The 16,422-nt window shown below is 34.9% G+C and carries 15 protein-coding genes and 8 pseudogenes; 16 read left to right on the plus strand and 7 right to left on the minus strand.

All coding sequences use genetic code 11. The features are described from left to right. The first annotated feature begins 519 nt into the window (after positions 1-519). From ACQKNI_RS18415 to ACQKNI_RS18445, 7 genes are all read left to right on the plus strand, one after another. Positions 520-1,419: an ABC transporter ATP-binding protein gene (locus ACQKNI_RS18415; RefSeq protein WP_098882568.1), complete on the plus strand. Its 900-nt coding sequence runs from the start codon at positions 520-522 to the stop codon at positions 1,417-1,419. Next, positions 1,416-2,192 (plus strand): ABC transporter permease, encoded by a 777-nt coding sequence (locus ACQKNI_RS18420; protein ID WP_098882569.1) that lies wholly within the window; start codon positions 1,416-1,418, stop codon positions 2,190-2,192. The genes ACQKNI_RS18415 and ACQKNI_RS18420 overlap by 4 nt, the downstream gene beginning before the upstream one ends. A gap of 14 nt (positions 2,193-2,206) precedes the next feature. Further along, positions 2,207-2,650: a DUF2975 domain-containing protein gene (locus ACQKNI_RS18425; protein ID WP_427282585.1), complete on the plus strand. Its 444-nt coding sequence runs from the start codon at positions 2,207-2,209 to the stop codon at positions 2,648-2,650. Between the two features lie 10 nt (positions 2,651-2,660). Further along, positions 2,661-2,873, plus strand: coding sequence for a helix-turn-helix domain-containing protein (locus tag ACQKNI_RS18430; protein WP_098882641.1), 213 nt, complete (start codon positions 2,661-2,663; stop codon positions 2,871-2,873). 6 nt (positions 2,874-2,879) lie between these two features. Continuing rightward, positions 2,880-3,092 carry a DUF3955 domain-containing protein gene (locus tag ACQKNI_RS18435; RefSeq protein ID WP_427282586.1) on the plus strand — a complete coding sequence of 71 codons (213 nt, stop codon included), beginning with the start codon at positions 2,880-2,882 and terminating at the stop codon, positions 3,090-3,092. A 23-nt stretch (positions 3,093-3,115) separates the two neighbouring features. Further along, positions 3,116-3,331, plus strand: coding sequence for a DUF3955 domain-containing protein (locus tag ACQKNI_RS18440; RefSeq protein ID WP_176549293.1), 216 nt, complete (start codon positions 3,116-3,118; stop codon positions 3,329-3,331). Positions 3,332-3,865: 534 nt separating this feature from the next. Beyond that, on the plus strand, positions 3,866-4,660 hold the full coding sequence (locus tag ACQKNI_RS18445; protein WP_098882574.1) for a DUF817 domain-containing protein: 795 nt from the start codon (positions 3,866-3,868) through the stop codon (positions 4,658-4,660). Between the two features lie 1,077 nt (positions 4,661-5,737). On the opposite strand, the pseudogene ACQKNI_RS18450 reads toward ACQKNI_RS18445, so the two are convergent. Further along, positions 5,738-6,022 (minus strand): annotated as a pseudogene (locus ACQKNI_RS18450) (monooxygenase family protein); the annotation flags it as partial. Between the two features lie 17 nt (positions 6,023-6,039). On the opposite strand from ACQKNI_RS18450, the pseudogene ACQKNI_RS18455 reads away from it, so the two are divergent. After that, positions 6,040-6,199 (plus strand): annotated as a pseudogene (locus ACQKNI_RS18455) (DUF3954 domain-containing protein). 73 nt (positions 6,200-6,272) lie between these two features. On the opposite strand, the pseudogene ACQKNI_RS18460 reads toward ACQKNI_RS18455, so the two are convergent. Beyond that, positions 6,273-6,374: pseudogene (locus ACQKNI_RS18460) on the minus strand (DDE-type integrase/transposase/recombinase); the annotation flags it as partial. A 158-nt stretch (positions 6,375-6,532) separates the two neighbouring features. On the opposite strand from ACQKNI_RS18460, the pseudogene ACQKNI_RS18465 reads away from it, so the two are divergent. Next, positions 6,533-7,377, plus strand: a pseudogene (locus tag ACQKNI_RS18465) (SDR family oxidoreductase). Between the two features lie 284 nt (positions 7,378-7,661). Here the strand turns inward: ACQKNI_RS18465 and ACQKNI_RS18470 are convergent. The 3 genes and pseudogenes from ACQKNI_RS18470 to ACQKNI_RS18480 all read right to left on the minus strand — a co-directional run bounded on the left by ACQKNI_RS18470 (position 7,662) and on the right by ACQKNI_RS18480 (position 10,183). Beyond that, positions 7,662-7,880: an alpha/beta-type small acid-soluble spore protein gene (locus ACQKNI_RS18470; RefSeq protein ID WP_098882576.1), complete on the minus strand. Its 219-nt coding sequence runs from the start codon at positions 7,878-7,880 to the stop codon at positions 7,662-7,664. A gap of 83 nt (positions 7,881-7,963) precedes the next feature. Then, a pseudogene (locus tag ACQKNI_RS18475) lies at positions 7,964-8,353 on the minus strand (tyrosine-type recombinase/integrase); the annotation flags it as partial. 297 nt (positions 8,354-8,650) lie between these two features. Beyond that, a complete protein-coding gene (locus tag ACQKNI_RS18480) occupies positions 8,651-10,183 on the minus strand; it encodes a serine aminopeptidase domain-containing protein (RefSeq protein ID WP_427282587.1) in 1,533 nt (510 codons plus the stop codon). 311 nt (positions 10,184-10,494) lie between these two features. On the opposite strand from ACQKNI_RS18480, the pseudogene ACQKNI_RS18485 reads away from it, so the two are divergent. Continuing rightward, a pseudogene (locus tag ACQKNI_RS18485) lies at positions 10,495-10,671 on the plus strand (helix-turn-helix domain-containing protein); the annotation flags it as partial. A 271-nt stretch (positions 10,672-10,942) separates the two neighbouring features. Here the strand turns inward: ACQKNI_RS18485 and ACQKNI_RS18490 are convergent. Beyond that, on the minus strand, positions 10,943-11,647 hold the full coding sequence (locus tag ACQKNI_RS18490) for an alpha/beta hydrolase (protein ID WP_427282588.1): 705 nt from the start codon (positions 11,645-11,647) through the stop codon (positions 10,943-10,945). 308 nt (positions 11,648-11,955) lie between these two features. On the opposite strand from ACQKNI_RS18490, the pseudogene ACQKNI_RS18495 reads away from it, so the two are divergent. The 3 genes and pseudogenes from ACQKNI_RS18495 to ACQKNI_RS18505 all read left to right on the plus strand — a co-directional run. Further along, a pseudogene (locus ACQKNI_RS18495) lies at positions 11,956-12,105 on the plus strand (IS200/IS605 family element RNA-guided endonuclease TnpB); the annotation flags it as partial. A 17-nt stretch (positions 12,106-12,122) separates the two neighbouring features. Beyond that, the gene (locus ACQKNI_RS18500) at positions 12,123-12,299 is read left to right on the plus strand and encodes a hypothetical protein (RefSeq protein WP_395941434.1); all 177 of its coding nucleotides are present in this window, start codon (positions 12,123-12,125) and stop codon (positions 12,297-12,299) included. Then, positions 12,247-12,555, plus strand: a pseudogene (locus tag ACQKNI_RS18505) (helix-turn-helix domain-containing protein); the annotation flags it as partial. The gene ACQKNI_RS18500 and the pseudogene ACQKNI_RS18505, both read left to right, overlap by 53 nt. Before the next feature lie 395 nt (positions 12,556-12,950). Here the strand turns inward: ACQKNI_RS18505 and ACQKNI_RS18510 are convergent. After that, positions 12,951-13,754, minus strand: coding sequence for an SDR family NAD(P)-dependent oxidoreductase (locus ACQKNI_RS18510; RefSeq protein ID WP_098882642.1), 804 nt, complete (start codon positions 13,752-13,754; stop codon positions 12,951-12,953). 365 nt (positions 13,755-14,119) lie between these two features. On the opposite strand from ACQKNI_RS18510, the gene tnpA reads away from it, so the two are divergent. Genes tnpA through tnpC form a run of 3 tightly spaced genes read left to right on the plus strand, consistent with a single transcriptional unit; the run spans position 14,120 to position 16,422 of the window. Beyond that, complete coding sequence (gene tnpA / locus ACQKNI_RS18515) at positions 14,120-14,440, plus strand: IS66 family insertion sequence element accessory protein TnpA (RefSeq protein WP_098882580.1); 321 nt, start codon at positions 14,120-14,122, stop codon at positions 14,438-14,440. Then, complete coding sequence (tnpB, locus tag ACQKNI_RS18520; protein ID WP_098882581.1) at positions 14,437-14,793, plus strand: IS66 family insertion sequence element accessory protein TnpB; 357 nt, start codon at positions 14,437-14,439, stop codon at positions 14,791-14,793. Before tnpA ends, tnpB begins: the two co-directional genes overlap by 4 nt. Positions 14,794-14,832: 39 nt before the next feature. After that, a complete protein-coding gene (tnpC, locus tag ACQKNI_RS18525; RefSeq protein ID WP_427282589.1) occupies positions 14,833-16,422 on the plus strand; it encodes an IS66 family transposase in 1,590 nt (529 codons plus the stop codon).

Consider the following 16,422-nt stretch of genomic DNA (forward strand, 5'->3'; position numbering starts at 1 on the left):
AGAGTAATATATTTTATAAAAGAGTCAAAGAATACGAATATAACTTAAAAAAAGCAAGCTTTCTTAAAAGAGAAGCTTGCTTTTTTATTCTCCCTTTTCGAGGGAGCAAAAACACCCATATTACAATATTAAAAAGCCTAATTTCTCAGTAAACTCAATCGTTTCTTACACAAAATGACGAACAAATTAATTATCCATCCACGATGCCCTTTTACCAAAACTCCTTCCCCATACGTTTAATAAGTTTTGCGACAATAATCGCTGTGAAAGTACGTCGCAATTTTGTAGGTCTTGCAAATTGTACAGCAGTACTGCCGAGATTTTGCTTGAGGCAACTTATAACTTAACTTCACGTGCCTGCAGTAACACCTCTTTGATACCATCAAACAAAATAATGATAATTTAAAGTCTTCTTTTTTTGTTGCAATGGAATATAAATTTATTGTTTTTCGATATATTTTTGTTGCGATATAATTTATTTTGTATTAAGATAAAAACGTCAAAAGGAGTGAGTGACAGATGGGAAAAACCGTATTGAAATTAACCGACGTGCAAAAAAGCATCGGTGATAAAAAAATTGTACATGGCTTAACTTTCGAGGTAAAAGAGGGCGAAATTTATGGCTTCTTAGGACCGAATGGTAGCGGTAAAACAACAACAATCCGAATGATTACAGGGTTGATTAGTATGACGCAGGGAGATATTCAAATTTGCGGGCATAGCATTGCTATAGAGCGAGAAAAAGCGCTCATGAATATTGGTGCAATTGTAGAGAACCCTGAATTATATGAATATATGACAGGCAGACAAAACCTAGTGCACTTTGCCAATATGGCGAATCACAAAGTTTCAAAGACGCGCATTGATGAAATAGTTCAGCTCGTCGATTTAGCAGAATCTATTCATGCGCCTGTGAAAACCTACTCGCTTGGGATGAAGCAACGCTTAGGGATTGCACAAGCCTTATTACATCAACCGAAAGTATTAATTTTAGATGAGCCAACGAATGGCTTAGATCCCGCTGGTATTCGCAAAATTCGGGAGTATTTACGCGAACTTGCACAAAAGGAAAAAATTGCGGTCATTGTATCAAGCCACCTATTAAGTGAGATTGAGCTAATGTGTGACCGTGTGCTCATTATTAATAAGGGCACCTTTATTAAAGAGCACAACCTACACGAAAAGCAGGCGGGTGAGCATCGTGTGCAAATTAAAACGAAGCAAACGGAGGGCGTTGACGAGCTAATAGACTGCCGCATTATAAATGATACTTTATTTGAGGTGACGGCAGATGAGGTGAAAATTGCCGCCATTATTGCGAAACTCGTAGTGCATAATATTGCGATTTATGAGGTTATTCCCAAGCGGAAAACGCTAGAAGATGAATTTTTAGCAATTACGAAGGGGGCAACTTCATGATAAATTTACTCAAAAATGAGTTAATGAAAATTTTCGTAAAAAAGAATGTGTATGTTTTTTTAACGGTACTACTTACGCTGCAGGTGGCGACCGCCTTTATTATTAAGTCTTGGCTACCAGCAGTGGAGAGGTTTTCAAGCTATGTGACTTTTACACAGTTCAACTTTACGATTATAGCGATGCTTGTCACGATATTTAGCATTTCACTCATGGTAAAGTCGATTGCTGATGAGTTTCAGCAAGGTACGATAAAGCAGTTATTAATTCGTCCCAAGACGCGTGTAGCTATTTTGCTATCCAAGTATTTTGCAATGCTGATTACCGCTGTACTGTTTATTGTTGCGGCACTACTTGTTTCGATGCTTGCCGGGGGCATTCGCTTCGGTTGGACGGCAGATGATTTTACACTCGCCATTTTACTCAAAATTGTCATGTACGAGTTTGTGCCCATCGTCTTTTATATTACTTTAGCGCTTATGCTTGCGAGTATAATTACAACAACGATATTACCTGTCACGATTACATTGTTCATATTTTTATTACAGAACAATATAGTTAACATTGCGACAAGTATGTTGAAGAAATATTCGGATGTTGTTGTGTTTAAGCATTTAAGTTTAAGAAATTTAGATGCAAATCCGCTAATTGGAGACGGTATGAATCTGCTGTCGGAACACTTTACGTTAACTATGTCATTTCTTTATGTAGTTGTACATCTGCTTGTAATGTTAGTCATAGCGAGTGGGGTGTTTAAGAAGCGCGACATACTGTAAAAGGAGTTGGCAATATGGCGAGGTTAGCAATGTGGTTAAAGTTTCTGATTATAATGGTTGCACTTTCGGGTATATTATTTTGTTTCTTAGTTGTACCTCAAATGGCAGCTACAATTGAAGGCATGCCGATTACCCTATTTATGTGGGTTACTGCCCTCCCGTTTTATGTAGCATTATTGTTTGCTTGGAAAATTTGCACAGGCATTACCGAACAGCTCTTTAGCGAACAGCATATTAAACATCTTAAAAACATGAGTTACTTAGCAACGAGTGAGGTTGTGCTGTATGCGATTGGCATTGTTTACATCATCATTAGTGAGCAAGCGACGATGATTTTCTGCGCATTTTGTTTATTATTTTTCGGCATGGCAGTAACATTAACCTTATTTTTACGTGTATTAGCCAATGTATTTCAAGAGGCTATACGGCTAGAGGAAGAAGCAAAATTAACGATTTGAGGTGGGGGTTATAGCAATCATCGTCAATCTCGATGTGATGTTGGCCAAACGAAAAATGTCGGTGACAGCATTATCGGAATCACTTGGCATTACGATGGCTAATGTGTCGATTTTAAAAACTAGAAAAGCAAAAGCAGTAAAATTTTCAACGTTAAATAAAGTTTGTGAAGTGTTGAACTGTCAGCCTGGTGATATTTTAGCTTATGAAAAAGAGGAGGAATGATGTTATATGAAAAAAATAATAGTCGCATCTGTTCCGCTAATACTAGGCGTTATATTAATGATTGCGTCAGCGTTCGCCCCTTCCACTGTACAGGAGGATGGCATGCTGTATGATCCGTACTTCTTTCTAGTGCCGGTAAGTGTGCTATTCATCTTTATCGGTGTCATTGCATTGATGATTACCGCTATTACAATGATTAAAAAAATAACAAAAAAATGACAATAGTCGAGGAGAGATTATTTATGAAAAAAATGTTTTTTGCTGCCGTACCACTCGTATTAGGGATTATTTTATTAATCGCATCAAAGTTTGCACCTGTCACTGTACAGGAAAATGGTGTAGTAGACGAGCCGTACTTCTTCTTAACGCCAGTAGGTGGGCTACTTATTTTCGTCAGTGTCGTGGCATTAATTATCACGGTTGTTTCAAACGCAAAACAAAGTATCACAAAAAAATAAACGCTAATAGACAGGCTGGTTTTTCATCGCGCTTGTCTATTTTTCATTCGTACAAGTGCTAAATTTATGTAGATTTGTAAAAAAATATCTTCTGATGAAGCATTTAAACTATATTCTGATTATCATTGAAGTGTTATTAAAGTTAGATGGTTACTTTTTGATATGGGAAACCCTTTATTTTTTAATTGAACTGAGTGGTATTGCTGATACCACTGTTGCTTATAAAACCCTACCAATGATATTTTATACAACGTTTGCGTTTTTCTTAGCAAATTTTTTTAGAAAATCAGTATTACCATTAATTATTACGCTAGTTATCTTCCTCACACAAGGATTAATAAATAATCTATTATTTAAGATGTTTAAAGAAGTAGCACATTTTTCCGTATTCTCTCATTCAATTTTACAACATCATTAATTTTTGTAATTATACACTTGGTAGTATTACTCATTGTATCAAGTGCGATATTCCAAAAAAGTGATGTACTTTAAGTCAACATAGAACAGGACGTTTCTTAATGGGAAGGTGAAAACATGAAATATATACTAGATCTTTTATATTTTGGTTATTATCAAGCCTTATCTTGCATTTTTCCAGTGGTTATTTTTGTAACACTTGCTGTTTCAAAGATAATTACCATTCCTGGATTGCATCGATACGATTTTATTCTACTTATTTGTTTGATTACGCAACATCTCATGTTCAAATATAATTTAGAAACAAAAGACGAATTAAAAGTAATCAGTGCGTTCCATGTTATCGGACTTCTATTAGAAGTATTTAAGGTTCATGTAGGTTCATGGTCATATCCAGAAGAAGCGTGGACAAAATTTTTTGGAGTACCACTATATAGTGGTTTTATGTATGCAAGTGTTGCGAGTTATATTTGCCAAGCGTGGCATCGATTTCATTTAAGGATGAATAACTGGCCAAAGTATATATGGACAATACCACTTGGAGTGATGATCTACTTAAACTTTTTCACACATCATTTTATTTTAGATTTCCGTTGGATTTTGACAATCCTTTTATTTATTGTCTTTGTTAAAACTTATGTGCAATTTACTGTGCAAAACAACTCATATAAAATGCCACTTCCTTTTTCATTTTTCCTAATTGGCTTCTTTATATGGATTGCAGAAAATATTGCCACTTTTTTTGGAGCATGGCAATATCCGAATCAGCAAGACTCTTGGAGTCTTGTGCATATTGGTAAAATTAGTTCTTGGTTCTTACTTGTTGTTATCAGCATAATGATTGTCGCTCAAATTAAAGAAATTTGTTACAAAGATTCCACAATATCTAAAGAAGTAGGAGTACTAAAATAAAGACTTTTTTAATGAATTTAAAATATCTAATGAGACCATTTTATTTGAATATAAAATGGTCTTTTTTCAGTACAATTGACTCTATCCAAAATGTTAGTCGTCTCCCTCTTAACGTAGAAAAATAAGAGATTCATTTCCTAAAAAATTCCTTAAAGTAGGTTTTATGTCATTTAGTGGTTGGATCTCGATATTGCTGTCTATAGCAAAAATGTTTATTTTGACTACAACCTAAATAGCTATATTACTATGACCTATTTTTACACATATCTCGGCTGAACCTCAAATGAATTCCAGGATATGTCCCATTTTTAGTTTTAAATGACTCTAAAAAGAAGGAATGGTTGCCGGACCCCTACTTGGCTAGAGGATAAGAGGATGGATTGTTAGAATATGTCTTGTTTCTTAATAGTGTTATTGGGTGAACTACTCGCCACTTAGCTAAGCTTGAAGTAACGCTTGGATGCTCTTTTGGTACGGTTGATATTTTACGCAGGAACCGAATGGCTTGGTTTTCGCACTCTATTTTCTTCCTGCAACCTCATATATCAAGTTATCAAAGAACTTCATATAGCTAGTTTATCAAAAGTTTTTGGCCATGCCAAACCGAAATTCATCTCCCACCTACCGTTGGGCTATTGTCCTTCACACGCTTGAGGAAGGAGAATTCTTTCGGTAAATTCGTTAAAATGTAGAACAAAAAGAACGATATATTTCTATTATGCTGTTGTTCTTGTTGTTAGTGTACTTTTTTTTATATTTGTTTTATGTGCTTCTTTTTAATATGTTACTGGTTATTGGACATACGATGGGATTTATGTAGAAGGACCTATGCGTAGTAATCCAGATGGAATTAAGTCAAACAATTTAAATTCATATTCTCCTATTTTAGGGGGTTTTTATTTTGGTGGGGGATGGTTAGAATAGGTCTTATTGTGGAATTTGTTTTTATATATTAGACTCAGTACGTGAAATTTTCAATAATAAAAAGGTATTCAACTCTGAATACCTTTTTAAATCATACGTAAATAGGTGGGGTTTTTAATGTATAAAGAAAAGACACTTTAAGGTGCCTTCCTCCTACTTCATTCTTTTTTGAGCAGTATTAGTATCTTTTGATACTGGTATGTGTTCAGTAGCTCTAGATAAACCTGTTTTTGGCATATTAACATAGATTGCTTCAGAAGCACCTTTTTCTATTTGATAGGTTTCGTGAAAAACATCGACACTCCCATTATCTTTAATCTTATTATTGTACGATTTCCAAGCATTTGAATGGTTTTTTCCATGAGCATAGTTTACTAATTCGTCGAATCCCTTCCAGTATTGAATTAAGATTACTTTTCTCCAACTAAATAAGAATTCTGGAAAGTGTTGCAGGAATGAAGGCTGAAATTTCTTTAGTAGAAAATATGATTTACGTTGTGAAAGATGGAAAAATTTACGCGATTGAACCACCAACAACTGGACATGGTGAACAGTCGTTTATATATAGCTGGTAAAGTAGCACGCATGGAAGAACGAAAAACGTTGTTAATTTAATTCAATTTGAACCAATATATAAGAATTAAAAAAGGAGGCCCCTATGTGTGATGAAACATAATACTACAACTTATGATTCACTTAGATAAAAATCAATGGTATTCCCTTCTAAATCAACGGTACGATACAGATACAGCCATTGACCTTTGACTTTCACATAGGTTTCATCGACTCTCTTACAAATAACAGGAAATGACATTACACCTTGATGGAGTAGATCCTCCTTCACTTCCTTTATTTAATTCTTTGGGAAGGATATATTTTCCTGATGATAATCATAACCTATATCAGAATTTTATTTATTATAGGAAAATTCCAAAAGGAGTGAATGTGATGGGTTTCCCACCTCTGCAACAAAGTAAACCCGGCATTGAATCATTAATGATACCTAGACCTATATTTGATAACCCCAACTACAAGCCAGCCGGTAAACTTATAAATAAGGTAGCGCTTATAACTGGTGGGGATAGTGGAATTGGAAGGGCTGTCGCTGTAGCCTTCGCGAAAGAGGGTGCAGACATAGCAATCTCATACCTAAATGAGCAGAGTGATGCAAAAGAAACAGAGTTCTATGTTAAAAGGTATGGCCGTAGTTGCATTACCATTCCAGGTGATATTGGGCATGAGCAGCATTGCCAACAAGCAGTAATGCAGACAATTCACCAATTTGGTCGTATTGACATTTTGGTGAATAATGCCGGTGTACTATACATAAGGAACAGTCTACTTGATGTAGATTCTAACCAACGAACAAGTACCTTTCACACAAATGTTTTTTCTCAGTTTATTTTGACGAAAGCTGCTCTTCCATACATGAATTCAGGGAGCTCCATAATAAATACAACATCCCTTAGTGCCTATCATGGAGATCAAGATGCAATTGACTACGCGGCATCCAAAGGAGCCATTGTTTCCTTTACACGTTCGCTGTCATCGTCACTGGCACCCCAAGGGATTCGAGTTAATGCCCTGTGGCCCCAGGACCAATTTGGACCCCATTAATTCCATCTTCCTTGCCTCCAGAATGGCTTGCCACATTTGGAGACCATGTTCCTATGAAGCGAGCCGGTCAACCGTTTGAAGTGGCACCTACTTATGTATTCTTGGCATCCGAAGATGCATCTTACATATCAGGACAAATTCTGCACGTGAATGGTGGGGAAATTATAAATGGTTAACTATTTAACAAAAAATTACTTATAAATGAATTTGTATTGTATTGGTTTAAGTATTATGGAATTAAAATTACAAAAAATAAAATACCGTTTAACCACCCTGTAACCACTCATATAAGATTTAATTCACATCGATACCTTATGGCGTTGATGTGAATTTTCAAAGTGCTTACAAAGAAATCTAAGAGGTCATTTTTTATATTCACAATCATTATTTTGAAATTTATAAAAAAAAAAGAAAAAGAATCCATTTTTTTTAATGGATTCTTTTTTATTACTTCTTTAACTTAGTGTAATCTATATTCTCCTGTTAATTGTTCCTCGGCCATTCGAACTAAGCGTTTTGTAATTTCTCCACCGACAGAACCATTTGCACGCGATGATGTATCAGGTCCAAGTGTGACTCCTAATTCGCGAGCAATTTCATACTTCAGTTGCTCAATAGCATTTGCAGCAACTGAAATATGAACTTCATTTGCATTATTTTCGTGTCTTTGAATATTCATTGTTGCACCTCCATTATATTTGTATATAACATATGCTTAATTATGATATTTATACATGAGTTAACTATTTTCTTCTACTTTATTCATTGCAACATATCCGCAAAGGAAGTACCCACATTATTCTTCCTTTTCATATGCTTCTCTAAATAGATTTTTGTTGTTTGGATATTTTCATGCCCCAGCGTTTGCATTAAATGATATAGATCCGCATTTCCTTGTTGAACAGCCATGATTGCAAAAGCATGACGGAATGTATGCGCCGTTACTGGTTTCTCACGATACTGCAGAAACTCTAAATTTGTCTTTTTTATCATATCTGTTATCTGATTTGATAACGTTTTTGAATTATAAAAGTCACCCCTTTGATTTACAAATAAAGGACTTTCATCTCCTTGCTCCAATATAGTTTGGAAACCTCTTCTTCGTCTCGTTTCACAAATACTTTGTTATAAATATTCCGAAATGAAAAGTTCACACTATTGCTCACAAACTTCCCCTATAGTCTTGATTACTGTTTGTTCTTTCTACTGTCATATAATGACTTCCCTACCAGTATAAGAAAAATAATAAATATAGTTATATAAGGGTTATCGAAAATTAAGAAATATAATCCAACTGCAAACAAAAATATTAGAATTAAATACGCCAATTCCTACCAACCTCCCTAGTCTGGAACCCCTACATAAGCTAAAAACGACATCATAAGTATAAGCCCCAATACCATTAACGAAATACCCTCAGTAGTCCATTAAAAAATATGGCTGCTAATTTTATTCCGATCTTCTTTGCACCCAATCAGCAATATCATTTATAACATACTCAGGGATATTAGCAGGACTATAATATTCATCCGGTTTACTTAACTCCCCATCTCCTTCTGTAAAGAAGTGATTTAACTTTGGATATAGTCGATAATCAACGTTATCTCGCTCTTTTAATTGTTCTTTCCAAAGAGGAATTTCAATTTTTGATTGAACTTGATAGTCTCTTTCTCCTTGAATAATAAGAAGCGGTGTCTCTTGTTCTTTTGACATTTCTGCTGCTTTAATTTTACGGATAGAATCCCAAAATAATGGTGATCCTAAATAAAAATCTTTTGGAGGATTCTGACTAGAGAAATTGGGATCATTTAATAATTCAAATTGCGATTTGTAAAATTTATATTCTTCAGGTTTCATTGCTCCAATAGAAAAAAGATACTCAAATTGATCTAAAACAACATCTTGAATCGTACGGGCCGGACCCCCCATCACAATTGCCCCTGCAATATTTTGATTTTGGTCTTTTTCAATCATTTTCGGAAGCATCAGTCCGCCTTGACTATGACCAAGAATAAATATTTGATTTTTATCTATCATAGGTTCATTTTGAAGAAAATGAGTCACAAGAAGAGCATCATCTGTTGTCTCTTTATCAACTGTATAAAAAGGGCTCAATTGTGTTTTCAATCCATGTTCATAGGTTCGTTTATTATAGCGAAGGACAGCAATTCCTTTAGAGGCAAGACCTTCAGCTAAATCGCGAAATGGTTTTAAAGCAAACGCTGTTTCATCCTGATCTGTTGCTCCAGATCCTTGAACAAGAATAACCGCTGGGAAAGGACCCTTTCCCTTCGGAACAGACAATGTTCCTGGTAATGGAAACGCACCACTTCCAACTACTACTTCTTTATCAACAAATGATTCAGGCTTACTATATGATGGACGCTCTGCAACAGGACTAAACGACATACTGAGTTGAAAATCATCTATTTTTCCAGATGGATCTAGTTTTATTAGTAAAGGTACAGTAAATTGTTCAAAAACTAATTTAATCTCTACATTTGTATGAACGGAATTTATCTCTTTTTGTGTAACCTCTCCAATTCCTATAAAAGAACCTGCTTGTAATTGCGTAGGGAGTCCCTCCCAATAGCTCTTCAGCCATTTTTCTGATATTATTTTCTGTAGTGATCGAGAAGTTAAATTAAATGCAGATTTATAATCTTCAGTATGCATATAACGGATAAATGAAAGGGTAGTAGATATAACAGGATTTTCATTGTCAATATTGTCTATTTTTTGTATATTTGTGTTTGTTTCCTTTAATGTCGATTTAAATTGGTGGTTGAACGGATTATTATATGTATCGGGATATAAATTTGTTTTCAATACATCCTTACTCCGTCCCTCAAATAGGCTTGAAGAACTCTCGAAATTTTTAGGTGAAATTACTTCCTCCGCATAGGAAACCGAAGGAAAAGTTAGCGCACAAATTGCACTGACAAGTAATAACTTATTTCCTATTCTTTTTTTTGTGCTCATATTTATTGATTCTCCTTTCAAAATTAAAATTTTTTAATACAGCATTTCAAGTACTATAAGGAAAATAAGAATTTTCAAAGAGGTTAATAATCTACTTTACGATCCCCCCTAACAGGTTAAAAAGCTATTATTAACAAACTTCAATACAAAATGCCTTCTCCCTCTTTTTTATCGTTTTCTGATAGAAGACTCCTTCCTCAAAAATGTGAAGGTATGAAACACCAATTTTAGGTGGGAGATGAATGTCAGTAGGCGTAAGCCTATGTTTTTTGTATACTGTAGATATACTATAAAAAAGTGAGGTGCAACCTATGTTAGTAAATAAAGCATATAAATTTCGTATCTATCCAAATAAGAAACAAGAAATATTAATTGCTAAAACAATTGGTTGCAGTCGCTTTGTATTTAACCATTTTCTTGCTCTTTGGAATAATACGTATAAAGAAGTGGGAAAAGGATTAACCTATCCTTCTTGCTCTGCCGAGCTTATGTAAATCGATAATATAGTTGTTTAATTTTATTATGAAAATATAAGAGCCTTGCTACAATCTAGTGAGTGGTAAGGCTCTTTAAAGTTGTTTAATTTCAATACATTTAAAGGTATTGGTACTCAAAAATCATTAATAAAGTTGTTTAATCCTTATTGTACTAAAGCACCTGTTTGTTTAAGTGAATCACATTTATAATGTCTCTCAAATATAATATCAGTTTATATATTCGCCATTCTTCTCTAACAGGTTCAAGATAAATTGTAATTTGTTAATCGATATGTTTGTGTAACCACTGTTCAAATATCTTTAACTGTTCTTTAGTATGAAAGTAATGTTCACCTGTTTCTATAACTTCTAATTCACAACGATGTTTTTTTGTAAAATAGTTAATAGTTTCAAATTCGCACAGTTCATCCTTGGCTCCATACATAATATATGTATCTGTATTCCATGTATTAATAGGATGTTCTTTTACATAGCATAAATAATCCCAATATAACTTTTGACCAATAGGTGTCTCTATAGTCATTTCTTTTTGCAAAAGCTCTGGTGTTACATTAAACCATTTCATCATATTTTCGATAATCCGTTCCATGTTAACTACTGGTGATAAAAATAATGCCTTTTCTAACACATCATTTTGATAGGCTAACAGGCTAAAATAAGCTCCCATACTACATGCAAACACGCTTACTTCTTTCCAATGTTCTTTTGCGTAATTCATAATTATAGATAATTCACTAACACAAAACTGTACTTTGCAAGGAGTATTATCATTTTTTCTTTCTCCATGCTCAGGTAAATCAAAACTTAATACTTGATAACCTTTTTGATTGGCTTCTTCAGCTAATATTTGAATAACTGCATCTTCCTTATTTGACATATTTCCATGTACTGCAATAAAAATTTTTTCACTCTTACCTCCCCATAAAACCGCGGGAATATTACTAATTTTAAAATTATCTTTAAGCATATTTCCTCCGTATAATAAGACATATAGGACTTGGTAAAAAAACGCACACGCTTTATAATCCTCTGCTCAGTTTTAAACAATTCAAACTATTCCTAATTTATCACAAATGAATTATAATATCTTTCTGCCTCTGTATAACAGAGTCAACTTTGTATTTAAAATCTTTCTTTTTTCCATTTCTTCAGAAGCTACAAGTTCTTATTTTGATTCCTTATTGAGCTATTCTACTCCGTTAGTGGAAGAACGATTTTCAAACAATTATATTATTTTTTAAATGACTTTATTGTAAATTAAACAACTTTATTATCTCCGCACAGCTTACGCAATTAAAAAAACGACAAGATACGCTTTGGTTAAAAGAAGTAGATAGTACCGCTCTTCAATCATCATTGAAAAACCTCGCAGATGCTTTTTCACGTTTTTTCAAGAAACAAAATGATATGCCACAATTCAAGTTTTAAAAAAATAAAGTACAATCCTATACAACAAAATATGCGAATACAAAGAGTTCCCTGATAGAATTAGCGGTCGTTGCGATAATTGCGGCAATAGCTTATTCAAAAGTTCCGTAAAAGATTTCGTCTTCTTAAGAAAATGTAGTCAAAAATATGCGATTGAATATTTCATCAGATACTATCCGATTAGAAATTAAACCTTTCGTATTACAAGTAGAGCCATTGCAATTTCAAGAAGAGATTAAATACTTACATTCTCATATGAAATCCAGCACGATACTTCCACATGTAGAAGGTATTTACTTTAAAAGTAATGTAGATTCATTAACTTTTCATGTAGAACATGAATTTAAGCAAAAAATAGTGCAAATGGCAGTAAATGCAGGTATGGGACAGGAAGAATTCTTATTGCAAGCTGTAAAATCTTATATAAGAGATTTAGAACAACGATAAATATTTATTAAGAAGAAAAAATATGATTAAATCCTTTTAAATTTGGTGTCAAAATTTGATAGGTGGAACACCGGAGAATAAATCTGATGGAAGCTGTATATCTCGTACAATTCGGAGCTTTTCTATTTCTTGTAACAAACTATCTAATCCAATTCTTCCAGGATCAGATACAAGTTCGCGAAAACTAAGGATAGTTTGATCCTCTTCAAGTTGTTTTATCTGGGACCAAGATGGAAGATTATAAATATGATCGTTATCAATGGACACTCAAAAAGATGGCTCCGGTACATTACTCGGAACCATCTTTTAAGTGTCTAATTTTTAAAGGTCTTTTTATTAAACTGTCCCTTTTATAGGGTACATTTTCACTTTAACATCTTGTTTTTTGTTTTACCTTATTTTTTATCGATTTCATGTTTTAAAATCCCTGTTGCAGCTGATGTAATTAACGCACCACCATCTACAGGGATTTGTTGTCCAGTAATAAAGCGTGCCCGATCAGAAGCTAAGAAAGTAACCATATTGGCAATATCATCTGGTTCACCAACAAATGGTGTAAGATGACCTTCTTCAAGTAAGCCTAACATTTCTGGCGTAAATGCACCCTTTGAAGCCGGGGTTAACACTAACCCCGGAAGAATAGCATTACAACGGATTCCCTGTTTACCGTATTGCGTTGCAACAGAACGCGTTAAAGCTAATATACCAGCTTTTGATGCTGCATAAGCCGTTCTTCCGTATTCACCTGACAAAGCGGAACCAGAAGAAGTATTGATAATTGCCCCGTCACCGGCTTTAATCATTTCCGGGATAGCATATTTGCAACCGAGCATAACGCCACGCAAATTCACTGCCATGATGTAGTCCCAATTTTTTGTTTTTACATGCACAACATCACCATCAATATCATTATTTCCAGTTGCAGCTGCATTATTGTGAAGAATGTTTAGTTTACCAAATTCATTAATAGCACGTTCAACCATTGCTTTTATTTCTACTTCGTTGGAAACATCAACTTTTTGGGCAACTGCTTTCCCACCTTCAGCACGAATTTCTTCTGCTACTTTTTCACCAGCTTCAGCATTGTAATCTGCAACAACAACTGCTGCTCCTTCTTTTGCTAGTCTTTTTGCAGTAGCTTTACCAATACCAGAAGCTGCACCAGTTACAATTGCTACTTTTCCATCTAAATTTATCAAAATAATCATTCCTTTTATTAAATTATTTTCACTCATCATTTATTTTATATATGTAATTTCCAATAGAATAAAGATTCAATTTCTATTTGTTGTATATTTAAACTACAATAAATAGAAATTGTATATGGGATACTGACGCATCGCCATCAAGTTGAACAATTAATTATTCCCAAAAACAAATAATGAACTTAATTCTTATAAATAAATACAGAGAGAAAAATTTTCATCTTGGGGATACCTCAAAATCTTAGGTTTATGGACATGCGCCAGTCCCCCATAAAGGTAAGCGTCAAATACTCCCCACCTACTATTTGTAAATAACCCATGAGATAATCTCCTTACATACTATATGTGGAGTTTTTTTTATGGAAAGAAACCGATTAAAGAAAGAATGGGAAACTTATATTCAAGACTATAAAAACAGTGGATTATCAAAAGTTGCCTGGTGTCAAAAACAGAACCTACCGGTTCATCGCCTATATTACTGGCTGCAAAAATTATCGCCTGAAACGGAAGAGCAAAATGTAAATGGGCGTGTGAATTGGCTTTCTATGAATGTCCCTAGCGTAGAAGAAAACATACATGCTACGATTCGAATTCACATGCAAGAAGCAACCATTGAATTAGATGTGCCTTTTACTCCGCAAGTGCTCTTACAAGTGATGCAGGCGGTGAAACAACAATGATGTCAGAAATCGCAATTGAAAAAGTATATCTTGCACAAGGGGCAACAGATTTACGTAAATCAATTGATGGACTAGCGGCTATTATAAACGAAGAATTTGAGTTAGATCTCTTTTCTTCCTGTTTATTTGTTTTTTGCAATCGCTCACGCGATAAGCTAAAAATTCTGGTTTGGGAACATAATGGTTTCTGGTTGCACTATCGCAGATTGGAAAAGGGAACGTTTTACTGGCCAACTGAGCATAGGGCTGTGCCACTTACTATATCAAGACGACAATTGAGATGGCTTCTTGATGGATTTTCTTTTCAACAAAAACAAGGGCATCAAGCCGTACATGCGAGATCCATTCTATAAAAATCATATATGTAAAAGGAATTTGGATAATTTTGTCGAATGGATTTATCTATGAAAACAACACTCTCACATTCAAACCAACCCACAATTGAATCACTTCAAGCTCAAGTAGAGGAACTCACGGCAAAAGTGAGATGGTATGAAGAACAATTTCGTCTGAGTCAACAAAAACAGTTTGGTACGTCTAGCGAAAAAACACCTAATAATCAAATCGCTTTAGAACTGTTTAATGAGGCTGAGAAAGAAAGTGATTCTGAAACCCCTGAACCAGCTGTTGAAACGATTACATATCGTCGCAAAAAGAAACGCGGTCATAGGGCTGAGTCTGTCCAAAACCTTCCGATTGAAACGGTTGAATATCGTTTACTTGATGAGAAACAGGTTTGTTCGTGTTGTGGTGGTACTTTGCATGAGATGAGTGTAGAAGTCCGAAAGGAACTGACGATTGTTCCTGCGGAAGTAAAAGTAACAGAACATAAGAGATATGTATACGCTTGTCGTAAGTGTGAATTAGACGAGGTATCCACACCAATTGTAACGGCCAAGATGCCAGCTCCCGCCTTTCCTAAAAATATCGCTTCTCCATCGATTATCGCCTACATTATGACACAAAAATATGTAGAGGGATTACCTCTTTATCGTCAGGAAAAACATTTTGAACGAATGGGGATCTTCTTATCACGACAAACGATGGGAAATTGGTTATTATATGGGGCTGATCGATGGTTAATGACTTTGTATGAAAGGATGCATGAACACCTACTTACTCGAACCATTCTTCATGCGGACGAAACAACCTTCCAAGTTTTACGCGAACCTGGGCGGGCCGCAACAACGAAGTCCTATCTGTGGCTATATCGTACAGGACGAGAGGATATCCCTATTGTTCTCTATGACTATCAACCTACAAGAGCAGGCGAACATTCGAAACGTTTTTTAACTGGTTTTGAAGGATATTTACAGGTAGATGGATATAGTGGGTATCATCAAGTACCGGATGTCACCCTTGTCGGATGTTGGGCGCATGCGAGACGAAAGTTTGATGAAGCCTTAAAAGCTTTACCTGAATCACAGAAGGGGAAAAAAGTGAAGGCGAGCGAAGGCTTACACTTCTGTAATCAACTCTATTCGATTGAAAGAAAGCTCAAACACGTCAATCCTACCGAGCGATATAGGCAGAGACTTGAAAAAAGCAGGCCCATTCTGGACCTTTTTTCTGCATGGCTTCATGAACAGAAAGATCGTGTTTTACCAAAAAGTGCGCTAGGAAAAGCCATCACTTATTGTTTGAATCAATGGAAGCATCTTAAAGCCTTTTTATTAGACGGTCATTTAGAAATTGATAACAATAGAAGTGAACGTTCTATTAAACCGTTTGTAATCGGGAGAAAAAATTGGATGTTCTCAAATACACCGCGAGGTGCTAGAGGAAGTGCGATCATGTATAGTGTGGTGGAAACCGCAAAAGAGAACAATCTAAGTCCCTATCATTATCTTCGTTATTTGTTTGAAACACTTCCCAACATCAATTTAAACAATAAAGAAGAAATTGATAAAGTCTTGCCGTGGTCAAAGGATTTACCATCTAGCTGTAGAGTGCCGAAAAAAAGTGAAGCAAACAAAAAATAA

The sequence above is a fragment of the Bacillus sp. NPDC094064 genome, assembly GCF_050279585.1.
In the GTDB taxonomy this organism is placed as follows: domain Bacteria; phylum Bacillota; class Bacilli; order Bacillales; family Bacillaceae_G; genus Bacillus_A.